This window comes from Streptomyces sp. NBC_01237 (genome assembly GCF_035917275.1).
In the GTDB taxonomy this organism is placed as follows: Bacteria; Actinomycetota; Actinomycetes; order Streptomycetales; family Streptomycetaceae; genus Streptomyces.
Genome location: NZ_CP108508.1, coordinates 6037097 through 6052978, shown reverse-complemented (window position 1 = coordinate 6052978; position 15882 = coordinate 6037097). Strand labels below are relative to the sequence as shown.

General features: G+C 70.6%; 13 protein-coding genes. 2 read left to right on the top strand and 11 right to left on the bottom strand.

Annotation, left to right across the window (positions count from 1 at the left end):
* Positions 1-146: 146 nt before the first annotated feature.
* Together OG251_RS27095 and OG251_RS27090 are read right to left on the bottom strand one after the other, a co-directional pair.
* Complete coding sequence (locus tag OG251_RS27095; RefSeq protein WP_326681429.1) at positions 147-1613, bottom strand: sensor histidine kinase; 1467 nt, start codon at positions 1611-1613, stop codon at positions 147-149.
* Between the two features lie 397 nt (positions 1614-2010).
* Complete coding sequence (locus OG251_RS27090; RefSeq protein WP_326679572.1) at positions 2011-3093, bottom strand: SIS domain-containing protein; 1083 nt, start codon at positions 3091-3093, stop codon at positions 2011-2013.
* 188 nt (positions 3094-3281) lie between these two features.
* Here OG251_RS27090 and nagB point away from each other — a divergent pair, with 188 nt between their 5' ends.
* The gene (gene nagB / locus OG251_RS27085) at positions 3282-4067 is read left to right on the top strand and encodes a glucosamine-6-phosphate deaminase (RefSeq protein WP_326679571.1); all 786 of its coding nucleotides are present in this window, start codon (positions 3282-3284) and stop codon (positions 4065-4067) included.
* Between the two features lie 154 nt (positions 4068-4221).
* Here the strand turns inward: nagB and OG251_RS27080 are convergent, their stop codons facing one another.
* The 4 genes from OG251_RS27080 to OG251_RS27065 all read right to left on the bottom strand — a co-directional run bounded on the left by OG251_RS27080 (position 4222) and on the right by OG251_RS27065 (position 9033).
* Complete coding sequence (locus tag OG251_RS27080) at positions 4222-5742, bottom strand: glycoside hydrolase family 3 protein (RefSeq protein WP_326679570.1); 1521 nt, start codon at positions 5740-5742, stop codon at positions 4222-4224.
* 10 nt (positions 5743-5752) lie between these two features.
* Positions 5753-6613: a carbohydrate ABC transporter permease gene (locus OG251_RS27075; protein ID WP_326679569.1), complete on the bottom strand. Its 861-nt coding sequence runs from the start codon at positions 6611-6613 to the stop codon at positions 5753-5755.
* Positions 6610-7623, bottom strand: coding sequence for a carbohydrate ABC transporter permease (locus tag OG251_RS27070; protein WP_326679568.1), 1014 nt, complete (start codon positions 7621-7623; stop codon positions 6610-6612). The genes OG251_RS27075 and OG251_RS27070 overlap by 4 nt, the downstream gene beginning before the upstream one ends.
* Before the next feature lie 111 nt (positions 7624-7734).
* Positions 7735-9033: a sugar ABC transporter substrate-binding protein gene (locus OG251_RS27065; RefSeq protein ID WP_326679567.1), complete on the bottom strand. Its 1299-nt coding sequence runs from the start codon at positions 9031-9033 to the stop codon at positions 7735-7737.
* A 279-nt stretch (positions 9034-9312) separates the two neighbouring features.
* Here OG251_RS27065 and OG251_RS27060 point away from each other — a divergent pair, with 279 nt between their 5' ends.
* Positions 9313-10077, top strand: coding sequence for a GntR family transcriptional regulator (locus OG251_RS27060; RefSeq protein WP_073717913.1), 765 nt, complete (start codon positions 9313-9315; stop codon positions 10075-10077).
* Positions 10078-10303: 226 nt separating this feature from the next.
* Here OG251_RS27060 and OG251_RS27055 read toward each other — a convergent pair whose 3' ends face one another.
* The 5 genes from OG251_RS27055 to OG251_RS27035 are packed head-to-tail and all read right to left on the bottom strand — an operon-like array spanning position 10304 to position 15869.
* The gene (locus tag OG251_RS27055) at positions 10304-11311 is read right to left on the bottom strand and encodes an aldo/keto reductase (RefSeq protein WP_326679566.1); all 1008 of its coding nucleotides are present in this window, start codon (positions 11309-11311) and stop codon (positions 10304-10306) included.
* Entirely contained in the window at positions 11268-12416 is a 1149-nt protein-coding gene (locus tag OG251_RS27050; protein WP_326679565.1) for an endonuclease/exonuclease/phosphatase family protein, read from the bottom strand. Before OG251_RS27050 ends, OG251_RS27055 begins: the two co-directional genes overlap by 44 nt.
* Positions 12413-13570 carry a glycosyltransferase family 4 protein gene (locus OG251_RS27045; protein ID WP_326679564.1) on the bottom strand — a complete coding sequence of 386 codons (1158 nt, stop codon included), beginning with the start codon at positions 13568-13570 and terminating at the stop codon, positions 12413-12415. Before OG251_RS27045 ends, OG251_RS27050 begins: the two co-directional genes overlap by 4 nt.
* Positions 13567-14841, bottom strand: coding sequence for an endonuclease/exonuclease/phosphatase family protein (locus OG251_RS27040; RefSeq protein WP_326679563.1), 1275 nt, complete (start codon positions 14839-14841; stop codon positions 13567-13569). Before OG251_RS27040 ends, OG251_RS27045 begins: the two co-directional genes overlap by 4 nt.
* On the bottom strand, positions 14838-15869 hold the full coding sequence (locus OG251_RS27035; protein WP_326679562.1) for a glycosyltransferase family 2 protein: 1032 nt from the start codon (positions 15867-15869) through the stop codon (positions 14838-14840). Before OG251_RS27035 ends, OG251_RS27040 begins: the two co-directional genes overlap by 4 nt.
* Positions 15870-15882: the final 13 nt, after the last annotated feature.

Here is a 15882-nt window from a genome sequence, read left to right as displayed (position 1 = left end):
TTCGAGTCGCAGCGCGCAGTACCCCCGAAGCGCATCGCAACGTGAGCAGTACACAGTGGGCCCGGACCGTCACCACGGTCCGGGCCCACTGTGCTGCGCGGCGGGATACCGCGGCGCCCGCCGCGGTACCGGACCGAGCGCGACGGCTACTTGTCGCCCCGCACCGGAAGGTCCAGCACCACCTGGGTGCCGCGCTCCGGTCCCGGAACCATGCCGAAGGTGCCGCCCAACTCGCCCTCCACCAGCGTCCGCACGATCTGGAGCCCCAGATTTCCGGCCCGCTGCGGGTCGAATCCCTCGGGCAGACCGCGCCCGTCGTCGGAGACGGTGATCAGCAGCCGGCCCTCGGTGGGCGATCCGCCCCGTACCGCCGAGACCTCCACCGTGCCGTGTTCGGCCATGGTGAACGCGTGCTCCAGGGCGTTCTGAAGGACCTCCGTGAGGACCATCGAGAGCGGAGTGGCAACTTCCGCATCGAGTATGCCGAAGCGTCCCGTACGGCGGCAGGTGACCTTGCCCGGGGAGATCTCGGCGACCATCGCGATGACCCGGTCGGCGATCTCGTCGAACTCGACCCGCTCATCCAGATTCTGGGACAGCGTCTCATGGACGATCGCGATCGAACCGACGCGCCGTACCGCCTCGTTGAGCGCCTCGCGGCCCTGCTCCGAGTCCATCCGGCGCGCCTGGAGCCGCAACAGGGCGGCCACCGTCTGGAGGTTGTTCTTCACCCGGTGGTGGATCTCCCGGATGGTCGCGTCCTTGGTGATCAACTCTCGCTCGCGGCGGCGCAGTTCGGTGACGTCCCGCAGCAGGACCAGCGAACCGATGCGCACCCCCTTGGGCTTGAGCGGAATGGCCCGCAGCTGGATGACACCGCCGGCGCACTCGACCTCGAACTCGCGGGGCGCGTAACCGCTGGCCACCTTGACCAGCGCCTCGTCCACCGGGCCCCGGGACGGGGCGAGCTCGGCGGTGGTCGTGCCGAGGTGGTGGCCGACGAGGTCGGAGGCGAGACCGAGGCGGTGGTACGCGGAGAGGCCGTTGGGACTCGCGTACTGGACGACACCGTCGGCATCCAGCCTGATCAGGCCGTCGCCGACGCGCGGGGACGCGTCCATGTCGACCTGCTGGCCGGGGAAGGGGAAGGACCCGGCGGCGATCATCTGGGCCAGGTCGGAGGCGGACTGGAGATAGGTGAGCTCCAGCCGCGAGGGGGTCCGGACGGTGAGGAGGTTGGTGTTGCGGGCGATGACGCCGAGGACCCGGCCCTCACGGCGTACGGGGATGGACTCGACCCGCACCGGCACCTCCTCCCGCCACTCCGGATCGCCCTCGCGCACGATCCGGCCCTCGTCCAGCGCGGCGTCCAGCAGCGGACGGCGGCCGCGCGGCACCAGATGGCCGACCATGTCGTCCTGGTAGGAGGTGGGGCCGGTGTTGGGCCGCATCTGCGCCACGGACACATAGCGGGTCCCGTCGCGGGTCGGAACCCACAGGACGAGGTCGGCGAAGGACAGGTCGGAGAGCAGTTGCCACTCCGAGACCAGCAGATGGAGCCACTCGAGGTCGGTGTCACTCAGGGCTGTGTGCTGGCGGACGAGGTCGTTCATGGAGGGCACGTGTGCGAGCGTACCCGTGGATACCGAGAGGTTCCGAACCGATCGGCCGCCGCCCCGTGCGGTGACGGAGGGGAAGTACGGCCGGAGGTGTGGCCGGGAAGTGTGGCCGGGAAGTGCGACGGAAAATGTCTGTCCCATGGATAGACACGAGCAATTGGTCTAGTCCACAATGCTCAGGACAAGAACCTCCGCTCTCCCCGCACAGGAGAGCGGAACGAGGCACCCGGCGCTCTCTGCCCTGACTGCGCCGGTGCCTCCATCGGCCGGAGGCACCGCACACCGCCGGCCAGGTAGCTCCGGGCTGCGGTGCCGGACGGGCCGAGGGTCCCGTCGCGGCGCCGCGGCCCGCGGGTGTTTTCGGGGCCACGCCCCTCGGCCGGCCCGGCGTTCAGTGGGTCTCGGTGACCTTGGCGAGGGCGCGCGGCGCGTCCGGGTCCTGACCGCGGGCGATCGTCACCTCGTACGCCAGCATCTGCAACGGCAGGATCTCCAGGATCGGCTGGAGCTCCTCCGCCACCCCCGCCGTCGGCAGCACGAAGCCTGCCGAGGCCGCGTCCACCTGGGCCTTCGGGCCGACCACGAACAGATCGGCGCCGCGCCCGCGCAGCCGGTCCAGGACCGGTTGCAGCGCGGCTCCGCCCCGGCCGTCGGTGACCACCGCGATCACCGGGGAGATGTTGTCGACCATCGCGAGCGGACCGTGCAGCAGGTCGGCGCCGGAGTAGGAGAGCGCGGGGATGTAGCTGGTCTCCATCAGCTTCAGGGCCGCCTCCTTGGCCGTCGGGTAGCCGTAGCCGCGCGAGGTGATGACCATGCGCTCGGCGAAGCGGTAGCGCGAGGCCAGTGCCTTGACCTCGTCCCGGCGCCCCAGGACCGCCTCGGCCAGCTCGGGCAGGACGGCGGCGGCCGCCGTGCCGTCGACGCCGCCCAGGCCCTCCACGAAGAGGTAGAGGGACAGCAGGGACGCGGTGTACGTCTTGGTCGCCGGCAGGGCCTTCTCCGGGCCCGCGAGAATGTCGATGTGGTACTCGGAGACCGCGGCCAGCGCGGAGTCCGGGTTGTTGGTGACGGCGAGGGTGACCGCTCCCGCCTCCCGGGCCGCCGTCGTGGAGGCCACCAGGTCCGGCGAGCCGCCCGACTGGCTGACGGTGATGACCAGGACGTCCGTGAGGTCGGGCTCGGCCCCGTACGCCGTCGTGGTGGACATCGAGGCCAGACCGCAGGGCAGACCGAGCCGGATCTCCAGCAGGTACTTCGCGTAGAGCGCCGCGTTGTCCGACGTACCGCGGGCGGTGAGCAGGACGAAGCGGGGCTTCCTGGCGGCGATCTCGGCGGCCACCTCGCGGATCCCGGGGGCACCGCGGTCGAGGATGCGCCGCAGCATCGCGGGCTGCTCGGCCATCTCGCCGGACATGATCCGGCCGGGCCGTTCGCCCCTGCCGTCCCGCTCGGCCGAAAAGGTGGCGGACATATGGGTGCCTCCCTGCGGTGTCGTCGCTGGGGACAAGTCGACCACGGCGGCACGGGCGCCCGCCACCGGGCCGCGGGGAGGACCAGGGACTGAACGGTTCACCTCGCGGATGCCGCGTTCTGCTAGGTTAGTATTTTGATTGGTCTATACCACATGACTCCACCACTCTTCAGATCGGCAGGCACAGCGTGGAAGTTGTCATCGTCCCGGATGCCAAGGCAGGCGGCGAACTCATCGCGGAGGCCATCGGCGCCCTGCTGAGCCGCAAGCCCGACGCCCTGCTCGGCGTCGCCACCGGCTCCACCCCGCTGCCCATCTACCAGGCGCTCGCGGCCAGGGTCCGCTCCGGTGCGGTGGACGCCTCGCGCGCCCGCATCTGCCAGCTGGACGAGTACGTCGGGCTGCCCTCGGGCCACCCCGAGTCGTACCGCTCCGTGGTGCTGCGCGAGGTCGTCGAGCCGCTCGGTCTGTCCGAGGCGTCCTTCATGGGCCCCGACGGCTCCGCCGAGGACGTCCAGGCCGCCTGCGAGGCGTACGACAAGGCGCTCGCCGCGGCCGGCGGGGTCGACCTCCAGCTCCTCGGCATCGGCACCGACGGGCACATCGGCTTCAACGAGCCGTGCTCCTCGCTGGCCTCCCGTACCCGGATCAAGACGCTGACCGAGCAGACCCGGGTCGACAACGCGCGCTTCTTCGACAACGACATCGCCCAGGTGCCGCACCACGTGATCACCCAGGGCATCGGCACCATCCTGGAGTCCCGGCACCCGATCCTGCTGGCCACCGGTGAGGGCAAGGCCGAGGCCGTGGCCCAGACGGTGGAGGGACCGGTCGCCTCGATCGTGCCCGCCTCCGCGCTGCAGCTGCATCCGCACGCGACCGTGGTCGTCGACGAGGCCGCCGCGTCGAAGCTGAAGCTCGCGGACTACTTCCGCGCCACGTTCGCGGCGAAGCCCGCGTGGCAGGGCATCTAGCCGGTCCCCGCAGGACGACGGAGGGCCGGGACACCCTGGGGTGTCCCGGCCCTCCGTCGTACGTACACCCGTCCGGCGAGAGGCGTTGCCCTCGATCGCCGGACGGGCCGGCTGTGCGGGCCCGGCCGCGCGTGCGGCCGGGCCCGGAGTCCGGTCAGGCCGTGACGGCCTCCGCCGCCGCCTGGCCGCAGACCCGCGACGCACCGTGGGTGGCCACGTACAGCGATCCCCGCGGCTCCGACTGCGGCAGGCCCATCTCGACCACGATCGTGTCGGGGCGGGCCGCCACCAGCGCGTCGAGCGCCGCGGCCATCCAGTCGTGCCGGTGGGCGTCGCGGACGACGGCCACGATGCGCCGCTCCCCCGCGGCGCTCAGCACATCGGCCGCCGCCGTCACGCTGTCGCTGCCGTAGGTGCCGTTCTCGGTACCGGGCCGCAGCCTGCGCAGGTCGGCGGCGAGGCCCCACGGCGTCTCGTTGCCGACCGCGATGTTGGGCGCCGGGTTGAACTCGGCCACATAGGCCGGCCCGGTCAGCCGCTCGCCCGTGCCGGTCACCTGGACGGCGCGGCGGGCCGCCACCAGACCGATGTCGGAGCTGACACCGGTGCCGGGCGCGATCCCCTCCTGCGTTGCCGCGCCCGGCTCCGTGACAGCCCCCCGCGCGCTCTGCGTCCAGGACGCGAGGGCACGTACACGCGCGGCCGCGTCGGCGAGCCGCTCCTCGGCCAGTTCGCCGCTGCGTACCGCGTCGACCAGCGCGTCGCGCAGCAGCAGGACCGTGGGCTCGTCCTCCAGCCCGCCGCCGACGCACAGGGCGTCGGCGCCCGCGGCGATCGCGAGGACGGAGCCGCGGGCGATGCCGTAGGTCGAGGCGATGGCCTGCATCTCCACGGCGTCGGTGACGATCAGGCCGTCGTATCCCAGCTCCTCGCGCAGCAGACCGGTGAGGATCTGCGGGCTCACCGTCGCGGGACGCTCGGCGTCGAGGGCGGCGAGCAGGATGTGCGCGGTCATCACGGACTTGGACCCCGCCGCGATGGCCGCCCGGAAGGGCACCAGCTCACGGGCGTGCAGGGTCTGGAGGTCCACGTCGATGCGGGGCATCGCGTGGTGCGAGTCGACCGCGGTGTCGCCGTGCCCGGGGAAGTGCTTGGTGCAGGCGGCGACACCGGCGGCCTGGAGGCCCTCGATGTACGCGGCCGTGTGCCGGGCGACGAGGCGGGGGTCGGCCCCGAAGGACCGGACGCCGATGACCGGGTTGCCCGGGTCGGAGTTGGCGTCGGCGGACGGCGCCCAGTTCAGGTTGACGCCGCACTCGGCGAGCCGGCGGCCCAGCTCCTGGGCGACGGCGCGGGTCAGGTGCACGTCGTCGACCGCGCCGAGGGCGAGGTTGCCGGGGAACGAGGAACCCTGCCGGACCTCCAGCCGGGTGACGTCACCGCCTTCCTCGTCGATCGCGACGAGGACGTCCTCGCGCTCGGCCCGCAGCTGCGCGGTGAGCGCGGCGACCTGCTCGGGCGTCTGGATGTTGCGGCCGAACAGGGCGACGGCGGCGAGCCCTTCGCCGACCCGGCGCAGGACCCAGTCCGGGGCGGTGGTGCCGGTGAACCCGGGCTGCAGGACGGCGAGCGCGTCCCGCGTCAGGGTGTCCGTAGTGGAAACGAGGGTGGTCATGAGGCCCGCACTATCCCTTCACGGCGCCGGAAGTGAGGCCAGCGGCCATCTTCCGCTGGATGAACATGAAGAACACGACGACCGGCAGGGCGATCATGGTCGACGCCGCCATCAGCGCGCCGTAGTCCGTCCCGCGCTCGGTCGTGAACGTCATCAGCCAGACGTTCAGCGTGTACTTGGAGTTGTCGTTGATCAGGATGTACGCGAAGAGGTACTCGTTCCACGCGTTGACCAGGGCGAAGATCGACGCGGCGGCGAGGCCGGGCGCGAGCAGCGGGAAGATCACACGGCGGAAGGCACCGAAGCGGGTGCAGCCGTCCACCATCGCGGACTCCTCCAGCTCCACCGGGATGTTCACGACGAAGCCGCGGATCATGATGGTCGCGAAGGGCAGCGTGGAGACCAGGTAGACGACGATCAGGCCCCAGTACTCGTCGATGCCGCCCATGGCGTTGAGCTGGGCGTAGATCGGGATGAGCATCGCGGTCGGCGGCAGCATCTGGACCAGGATCATGATCAGGACCAGGGCCTTGCGGCCGAAGAAGCGGAAGCGGCCGATGGCCAGCGCCGCCAGGGTCGCGATGATCATTCCGCCGACCACGGCGGTGATCGAGACGATGAGGCTCGACTGGATCGCGGTGCCGAAGTTCGGCTGCTCGGTGGCCCGTACGAAGTTGTCGAAGGTGATCGACGAGGGCCACAGCGTCTGGTCGTAGGAGCGGATCTCGCGGTTGGGCCGCAGGGCGCTGACGACCAGCCAGTAGACCGGGAAGACCATGACCAGGGAAATGCCCAGGCCGATGACGTCGAAGCCGAGCCGGCTCTTCTTGCGGTCCGGGCGAAGTGTCTGTGTGTCGGTCGTGGTGCTCATTCGACCTCTCCCGTCTTCATGAGCTGGCGCAGGTAGTACACGGCCACGCCGGACAGCAGCAGCACCGTGATCAGGGCGATCGCGGTGCCCTGGCTGAAGGAGGTGGACTCGAACGCCTTGGAGTAGGAGTAGAGGCCGAGGGTCTCGTACTCCGGCTCGGGCTTGTTTCCGCGCAGCAGCCAGATCTGGCCGAAGACGTTGAAGTCCCAGATCACGGAGAGCGTGGCCACCATGGTGAAGACCGGCTTGATGACCGGCCAGGTGACGTACTTGTAGACGCCGTAACTGCTGGCGCCGTCGAGCGAGGCGGCCTCTTCCAGTTCCTTGGGGACCTGGGTGAGGGCGGCGTACAGGGTGACGACGACGAACGGAATGGCGCCCCACACGACCAGGATGGCGATGATCGTGAAGCCCTGAAGCGGGTCCAGGTACCAGTTGTGGCCGAGGAAGTCCTCGCCGGCGACCTTGGCGATCATGGTGTTGATCAGGCCGTAGTCGGAGTCGGCCATGAAGCGGAAGATCGAGGCCGCGACCATCAGCGGCATGGACCAGGCGGCGATCAGGCAGAAGGTCAGCACGAGCCTGACCCAGGTCGACAGCCGGCGCATCAGGAGGGACACCAGGAGGCCGATGGCCATCGTCAGCGTCACACAGACGGCCATGAAGACCACGGTGCGGAAGGTGACCCACCAGAACTCGGAGTCGCCGAGGATGTTGGTGAACTGTTCCAGGCCGACCCACGGAGCGGGTTCGCCGGACCACAGTTCCCGACGGCCCATGTCCTGGAAGGACATGATGACGGTCTTGCCGAGTGGGTAGAGGTAGACGGCGGCGATCGCCACGATCGCCGGGAGGATCAGGAAGTAGGGGAGGAGTGCACCCTTCTTCCGCTTCCTCTTCTGTACACGGGGCCCGGTGCCGTCCTCGTCGGACAGCCGGGGCCCGGTCACTTGGGGATCACGTGTTGGGGAGACCGGTGGCCCGGCGGCCTTGGTGTCGGCGGCAGTCACGTGGCGACCTTCCATCGCGGTCCGAGGCAACCCCCGGAAATCACGGCGTTCTTGAGCTGAAGGAGCGGGGGCCCGGCGCAGTGCCGGGCCCCCGCCTGGCGATCAGAAGGCTCAGGCCTTCTTGTTGATCAGAGCGTTGATCTCGCCGTCGGCCTTCTTGGTGGCGTCGGCGACGGACTTGCCCTTGAGGATCTCCAGGAGCAGGTTCTCCAGGATCTCCTCCTTCTCGACCGAGGCCCAGCCCGGGGCGATCGGCGTGAACCAGGCGTCCGGCACCGCGTTGGCGATGGCGGCCGTCTCCGGCTTGGCCTTCAGCGGCTCAAGCTGCTTCTCGTTGTTGGGGAGGATGTTCTTCGACGCGAGGACGTCCATGGACTTCGCGTTGGTGAAGAGGGAGATCCACTCCTCGCCGAGGTCCTGGACCTTGGACTTGGAGATGACCGCCAGGTCCGAGCCGCCGATGAAGGACGGGAGCGCCTTGCCGTCCGGGCCGGGCATACCGGCCGTGGCGATCTTGCCCTCGAGCTTCGGGTTGCCGTTCTCGCCCGTGGTGACGCTGCCGGCCTCCCAGGCCTGGCCATAGATGACCGCGGCCTTCTCGTTGGCCATGACGTTGGCGTGGTCCTGCTCGTCCTTCGTCTGGTCGGCCTTGTTGTACTTCTTGATCAGGTCGATGTAGTGGGTGATGCCGCGCTGCGCCTCGGGCGTGGAGAGAGTGGCCTTCCACTCCTTGGAGCCCTCGTCGTACTTGGCGATCTGCCCACCGGTGGCCGCGACGTAGGACATGGCGGCGTACCAGTAACGGCCCGGGTAGTAGAGGGACGAGGCGCGCTTGTCCTTCTTGGCCAGCTCGGCCGAGACCTTGTCCATGGCCTTGAGGAACTCGTCCTCGGTCTGCGGAAGGGCGTCGCTGCCGGTGGCGGCCTTCAGCATGTCCTTGTTGTAGACGGCGAGGCGGGCACTGGCGTAATAGGGGACGCAGTAGCTCTTGCCCTCGAAGGAACACGTGTCCTTCAGACCCTTGATCCAGGTGTCCGAGTTCTCGTACTTCTTGGGGTCGATCTCCGCGAGCGCACCGTTGAGGATGTACTGCATCGTCTCGGTGTTGCCGAGCTCGACGACATCCGGGAACTTGTCGCCACCGAGGGAGGTGTCAAGCTTCTTGACCTTGTCGGCCCACTGCTGATACTGAACCTTGACGGTGACGCCGGGGTACTTCTTCTTGAACTGGGCGTTGACGTCCTTGACGAGTTCCGGCCAGGTCGACTGGGCGTCGCCCATCAGCCAGACCGTCAGGTTCTCCTTGCGGTCCTTCGGGTCCTGCGACGATGCTTTGTCGTCGGAACCGCATGCCGCAATCGAAACCAACATGCCCGCGACGCCGATCGCCGCGATGAGCTTGCGCTTCACGCCAAACCCTCCTCAGGGATGCTGCAACCCCGCCCACCGCGAAGACATTCGACGAGTACTGCTGGGGCTGGACCTGGTCTTTAATGGTTTAGACCAGTACCGGGAGCTTGGCCTAGACCTTTAGGGGTGTCAAGGGTGTATAAGAAGTGCACTCGCGTCCGTTATAGGACCGACACCTAAGGGAGGGCGAGGACCCGTGACGGGACCGTGCCACCATGTGAGCCGCGACAGACGGAGGAGCCGGTGACGGCAGCAACGCAGCAGTCGGGAAGGCGGGCCATGGGCGCCGACGGGGGCAGTTCGGGGAACGAGACCGGTGCAGGAACGCGCACAGCGCGCGTACCGAAGTACTACCGGCTCAAGCGGCATCTCCTCGACATGACCGACACCCTGCCACCGGGTACACCAGTGCCGCCCGAACGCACCCTGGCCGCCGAGTTCGACACCTCGCGCACCACCGTGCGCCAGGCTCTCCAGGAGCTGGTGGTCGAGGGCCGGCTGGAGCGCATTCAGGGCAAAGGCACCTTCGTCGCCAAGCCGAAGGTCTCCCAGGCGCTCCAACTGACCTCGTACACCGAGGACATGCGTGCCCAAGGACTGGAGCCGACGTCTCAGTTGCTGGACATCGGCTATGTCACGGCCGACGACACGCTCGCCGGTCTGCTGGACATCACGGCGGGCGGACGGGTGCTGCGGATCGAGCGTCTGCGGCTCGCCAGCGGCGAGCCGATGGCGATCGAGACCACACACCTTTCGGCCAAACGTTTCCCGGCGCTGCGCCGTTCGCTGGTGAAGTACACCTCGCTCTACACCGCGCTCGCCGAGGTGTACGACGTCCGGCTGGCCGAGGCCGAGGAGACCATCGAGACCTCACTGGCCACACCGCGCGAGGCGGGTCTGCTCGGCACGGACGTGGGTCTTCCGATGCTGATGCTCTCCCGTCACTCGATCGACGGGCAGGGCGAACCGGTGGAGTGGGTGCGCTCGGTGTACCGCGGCGACCGGTACAAGTTCGTCGCCAGGCTGAAGCGGCCCACGGACTGAGGCCGTCCGCCTCCGGTGGGGGACGGACGACGGACAGATGCGGCGGTCGGGGGCACTCCCCCGACCGCCGCATTTTTCCGTACGGGCCCCGTGCGTATTTCTGCGCCTACGGGTCGGCGCGCGCACTTCTCCGCGTACGGGCCGGCGCGCGTGCGGGTACGCCTACGGGCCCGCACGCGTACTGCTCCGCGCACGGGCCCGCCTGCGTGCGGGTACGGGATGCGCGTCAGCGCCGTTCCGGGTCCGTCTCGATCACGCTGTACGGATACGGCAGCGCCTGCTCACTCGCCTCGGTGAGCCGCGCCGCGTCGGCCGCCTCCAGGTCGAGACCGGCGGCCCCCAGGTTGCTCTCCAACTGCTCCAGCGTGCGCGCCCCCACGATCGGCGCCGTCACCCCCGGCCTGCCGAGCAGCCAGGCGATGGCCACCTGGGCCACCGCCAGACCGGTGCGTTCCGCCACCCCGTGCAGCGCGTCCAGCACCCGCCAGGTGCGTTCGTCCTGGTAGGCGCTCCATGACTCGCCCCAGCCCAGCCGCTCGGCGGTCTCCACCCGGGTGCCGCTCGGCGGCGCCGTCGCACCGCGCCGGATGGCGCCGCTCAGCCAGCCGCCGCGCAGCGGGCTCCAGGGAATGACCCCGAGCCCCTCGTTGCGGCTGACCTCGATCAGCTCCCATTCGGCGGACCGGTCCAGCAGGTTGTAGAGCGGCTGGAGGCTGGTGAAGGGCTCCCAGCCGTGCAGCCGGGAGAGGTCCAGGGCCTTCTGGAGCTGCCAGCCGGAGAAGTTGCTGGCCCCGATGTAGCGCACCTTGCCGGAGGTGACCAGGGAGTCCAGCGTGGCGAGGGTCTCCTCCAGCGGGGTTCCGGGGTCCCAGGCGTGGACCTGGTACAGGTCGATGTGGTCGGTCCCCAGCCGCCGCAGGCTGGCCTCCACCCCGGCGATGAGGTGGTTGCGCCCCAGACCCCGGTCGTTGGGGCCCTCCCCGGTGCCGTACCGCACCTTGGTGGCGACCACGATGTCCTCGCGGCGCCGGTGCTTGAGCCAGCGGCCGAGGATCTCCTCCGAGGCACCGGCCGAGTAGATGTCGGCGGTGTCCACGAAGGTGCCGCCCGCCTCGGTGAAGCGGTCCAGCATCGCGTGCGAGGTGGTCTCGTCGGCCTCTCTGCCGAACGTCATGGCGCCCAGGCACAGTTCACTGACCCGCAGGCCGGTGCTTCCCAGATAGCGGTAGCGCATCGTCGGTTCCTTCGTGGTGGTGTCGGATGTCGTCCGGTGTCCGGTGACGGAGGTCGTCGAGGGAGACGGACACCTCTTGAACGCTGTGGTCGGACAGGCCGCGCGGGTCGCGGAAGCGGTAGTGGTGCACCCGGGCGCCGGGCGTGGTGAGCACCCAGTCCAGCCGCCACCAGCGCATGCCGGGGCGGACCTGCCAGGAGGTGGGGCAGAACCTTCCGGCCAGCTGTACGGCGTCGGCTCCCAGGCGTGCGATACGCCGGGCGTCCCCGACCGCCGGGGTGGTGTTGAAGTCCCCCGCGATCAGCGCCGGATGGGGGCAGCCCGCGACATCGCGGGCGAGCCCCCCGAATTCCCGTGCCCGGTCCCCGGCCCGCTCGCGGACCGCGCGGTAGAACTCCGCGCGCAGCGGGCTGATCAGCCGCAGCTGGACGGGGATGTGCACATTGAAGGTGGAGAGCAGCCGGTCCCGCGTACCGCCGCCGGGCATCGTGAGGTCGACCCGGAGGGTCCGGCGGGCGGCGGTCTCCACCGTCGCGGCGACCGGCAGCCGCGACATGGTGACCAGGCCCCTGGCGATGACGATCTCGTGCTCCGGGAAGTCCGCCCGCAGCCGTGCCTCGTCGTCGATCAGCCGGTAGCTGCCGTCGAACACGTCGTGGTGGTACTCCTGGAGCAGATAGACATCGGCCTCCAGGGCGCGCAGAAAGGCGTAGAACGGGTCCGGATCGGTGGACTGGCACCAGTGCTGGGTGTTCCAGGACACGACCCGTACGGTGCCGTTCGCCGGTGGCACCGGCGGGACCGGGCGCCGGACGGGTGGCACCGCCCGGCGCAGCAGCGCCCGGGGCACCAGCCCGGACTGGCCGGCGCCCAGGAGCAGGGCGCCCGCGGCGAGCACCGCCGCCGCGAGCACCGGGCCCGCCGTCCCCTCGGTACCCGCCACTCCCGCCGTGAGGAGCAGCAGCACGGCGGGCACGGCCACGAACACGGGCGGCGGGATCAGCGAGGGCAGCAGCCACAGCCACCACCGGCCGTTGAACACCAGGTGCGCGCCGAGGAACACGGCCCAAGCCCCGGCGGCCCACAGCACCGTGTCCGCGGTCATACGGTGGCCCTCCGCTCCGCGCCGACCTCCTGGAACAGCGCGTCGTACGCGTCGAGGCAGCTGTCCGTGCCGTACCGGGCGCGGGTGGCGCGCCCGCCCTCGGCCCGGCGCTCGGGCGAGTACGCCGCCACGTCGAGGAGTGCCTCGGCCAGGGCGTGCGGGTCCTTCGGCGGGACGAGGCGCCCGAAGCCCGTCTCGGAGACCGGGACCCGCATTCCGGGGGCGTCGCAGGCGACCGAGGGGACACCGAGCATCATCGCCTCGGCCTGGGAGATGCCGAACGACTCCTCGGCCACGGAGGGCAGGGCGAAGGCGTCGAGGGAGGCGTAGAACTCCGGGACCCGCGAGTCGGCGAGGAATCCGGTGAACCGGATACGGGTGTCGTCCCCGGCCCGTGCGCGCAGTGCGCCGACGACGCTGCCGCCCGCCACCTTGGAGTAGTCACCGGCGATCAGGAGCCGTGCCTCGGGGTCGGTGATGGTGCGGAACGCGTCCACCAGGTGGTGCAGGCCCTTCTCCGGGGCGATCCTTCCGAGGAAGCCGAAGTGCGGTCCGGCGCTCTCGCGGAAGGTGGCGGGCGCCGTCGCGCGCTCCCGGCAGGGCGGGGCGATGGCCAGGATCCGGCGGTCACGCATCAGCGGCCAGTGGCGCGAGTGCTCCGCGTGGTCCACGTTGTTGACGACGACGGCGGCGGAGCGGCGGAGCGCGGCCCCCACCGAGGCGTCCACCACGGGGACCTGGAGCGCGGCGAGACGGCCCGGCGGCAGCCATACGTCGTCGTGGTGGGTGCTCACCACCGGGGTGCCGCCCGCGAGCCGGGCCACCAGCCCCGCTTCCAGCATGGGCAGATGGATGTTGACCACCCGGGAGGCGCGGGCGATCCGCCCGGCGAGCGGGGCGAAACCGGGGCTGAGCACGCCCCGGCCGATCCGGGCGGCCACCGGGGCGCGGAACACCTCGACGCCCCGGACCGTCTCGCGCGTCGGATGCTCCGTGTCGTGCCGGGCCGCCACGACGGCGACCCGGCGGCCCCTGGCGGCCAGTCCCTCGGCGACGGTACGGGCCACTTCGGTGAGCCCGCTGGTGTAGGGCAGGTAGTAGGTGAGGACGATCGTCAGGTCGAAGCGGGGCGACCGTGCGGCGCGCCTGGTCATGACCGGTCCTTGTCGGAGTCGGGGGTGGGGGCGGGGGCGGTGTGGGTGTCGGTGTCGGTATCGGGGAGGGAGAGGCGGAGGTCGATCAGCCGGTGGGTGGACAGGTCCGCGGGCGGGTCGTCCAGAACATGGCGGTGTACGTCGATCCCCGGCGAGACGAAGGCCCAGTCGAGCCGCCACAGCGCGGGGCCGCGCACCGGGAACGTCGCCGGGTACAGCGAGTCCCCGTCGTCCGCCGCGTCCCGCAGCCCCCGGAACCAGCGCAGGTCCCCGGTCCCGGGCAGCACGTTGATGTCACCCGCGAGCACCACCGGGTTCTCGTTGGCGTCCAGGTCCGCGCGCAGTTCGCCGAAGTGCCGCTCCCGCCGCTCGGACAGCTGCCGGACGGACCGGTGGTACGAGGGGGTCAACGGGTTGCGGTCCACATTCAGCAGATCGGGCAGATGCGTGTTGTAGAGGGAGACGGTCCGGCCGCCGACCCTGAGGTCCGTGCGCAGCGCCCTGATGTTCCAGTAGTCGGCCCACGCCGTGTCGGGCGCCGCGAGGCCGTCGGGCCGCAGCGCGGTCACGGCGGTGAGCGGGTAGCGCGAGAGGGTCAGGAACTCCCCCGCGGTGGCCACGTGATAGCCGGGGAACTCGGCCTCGACCCTGGCGAGCCGGTCGATGGGGACGGGTTCCCCGTCGCGGGCGTTCTGGTACTCCTGGAGGAGATACACGTCGGCGGGGCGGGACTTGAGATAGGCGTAGAAGTCGTCCGGGTCGCTGTCCTGGTCCCAGAAGAAGGTGTTCCAGCTGACCACCCGCAGGGCGTCGGCGGGCACCTCGTCCCTGCCGTGCAGCAGCGCCCCCGGGTGGAGGCCGGACTGCCACGACCCGAGGAGCAGGGAGACCAGGACGAGACCGAGGGTGACGCGTCGGCGGCGGGCGACCAGCGCGGCCGGGATCAGCAGGGCGAGCGGGATCAGCAGGTGGGCCAGGGGCGGGGCGAGTCCGAGTCCGTTCCACAGCCACCACCGGCCGCTGAACGCCGTACGGGCGGCGATGAACAGGGTCCAGGCGATGACGACGGCGAGCAGGAACACAGCCCGGCGCCGGCCCCGGCGTACGGGGGTGGTGCCGGTGGCCGGGGCGGTGGCGGGGACGGAGGCAGCGTCGGTGGCCGGGATGGTGGCGGTGTCGGTGGCGGTGGCCGGGGCGCCTGCCGTCCCCTCCCGTTCCGCTCGCTTCTCCCCCTCCTCGCTCGGGGAGCCGACCGCGGGTGGCCGGGTCATGCCGCCGCCCGCAGCGCGCCCGGGCTCCCGTCGGGCTCGTAGAGCCGGCGGAAGCGCCGGGAGGCGAGCCATTGGAGGACTCCTACGCCCGCGCCCGCCGCGATGACCGCGTTGACCAGGAAGTGCGCCATCGCGAAGTAGGCGGTGAACAGGGGCCCGCGCCGCCGCAGGACGAAGCGGTAGAGCGCGCTGTCGGCCAGCAGACAGAACACGAGCAGGGCGGCGGACGCCAGGAGCCAGAGCGGGGAGAGCAGGGCCGGGGGCAGGGTGAGCAGGGCCAGCAGCGCGGCGACGCTGGCTCCGGCGCGCGGCCCGGTGGCGATGCCGCCGGGGAGGTCGCCCCGGCGCACGTACAGCGGGATGTGCAGCCGGGTGCGGTGGAAGACCTTGCGCATCACGACGCGCCAGGTGTCGTCGTGGTCGTGCCGGCCGCGGACCGCGGTGGAGCTGTGGACCTCGTAGCTCCGGCAGATCCGGGCGGCGTAGTCGCCGTCCTCGGTGTGCCGCAGACGGGGGTTGAACGGGCCGATCTCGGCGAAGACCTTGGCCGGCATGGCGCAGATCGCGGTGTGCAGGGTGCCGATGCGGCCTTCCGTCTCGGCCAGCCAGTAGAACTGGTGGAGGCAGCGGTACTCCTCGATCAGGCTGTCCCTGATCAGCGGTTCGGCGTCGTACGTACCGCAGACCGCGCCGATGCGGGCGTCGGAGCCGAGCAGGGCGACGGCCTGGGCGACGGCGTCCGGTTCCATGGCCACGTCGGAGTCGACGAAGACGATGATCTCGCCACGGGCGTGCGCCGCGCCCGTGTTGCGGGTGGTGGCCACCCCGCTGTTGACACCGGTGCTGATCACCCGCACCCCGCACGCCTCGGCGACCGCGACGGAGTCGTCGGTGCTGCAGTCGTCGATCAGCAGCACCTCCATGGGCTCGTAGGTCTGGGCGAGCGCGGCGCGCAGGCACAGTTCCAGGGCCCGGCCGTAGTTGTAGTTGGGGATGACGACGGAGACGAACGGTGGCTTCTGGGTCATGGGGCCGCACCTT

Bases quoted from the DNA above. Each gene is read 5' to 3' on its own strand.
- OG251_RS27095 (WP_326681429.1), bottom strand. From the start codon at position 1,613: ATGAACGACCTCGTCCGCCAGCACACAGCCCTGAGTGACACCGACCTC.
- OG251_RS27090 (WP_326679572.1), bottom strand. From the start codon at position 3,093: ATGTCCGCCACCTTTTCGGCCGAGCGGGACGGCAGGGGCGAACGGCCC.
- OG251_RS27080 (WP_326679570.1), bottom strand. From the start codon at position 5,742: ATGACCACCCTCGTTTCCACTACGGACACCCTGACGCGGGACGCGCTC.
- OG251_RS27075 (WP_326679569.1), bottom strand. From the start codon at position 6,613: ATGAGCACCACGACCGACACACAGACACTTCGCCCGGACCGCAAGAAG.
- OG251_RS27060 (WP_073717913.1), top strand. From the start codon at position 9,313: ATGGGCGCCGACGGGGGCAGTTCGGGGAACGAGACCGGTGCAGGAACG.
- OG251_RS27055 (WP_326679566.1), bottom strand. From the start codon at position 11,311: ATGCGCTACCGCTATCTGGGAAGCACCGGCCTGCGGGTCAGTGAACTG.
- OG251_RS27050 (WP_326679565.1), bottom strand. From the start codon at position 12,416: ATGACCGCGGACACGGTGCTGTGGGCCGCCGGGGCTTGGGCCGTGTTC.
- OG251_RS27045 (WP_326679564.1), bottom strand. From the start codon at position 13,570: ATGACCAGGCGCGCCGCACGGTCGCCCCGCTTCGACCTGACGATCGTC.
- OG251_RS27040 (WP_326679563.1), bottom strand. From the start codon at position 14,841: ATGACCCGGCCACCCGCGGTCGGCTCCCCGAGCGAGGAGGGGGAGAAG.
- OG251_RS27035 (WP_326679562.1), bottom strand. From the start codon at position 15,869: ATGACCCAGAAGCCACCGTTCGTCTCCGTCGTCATCCCCAACTACAAC.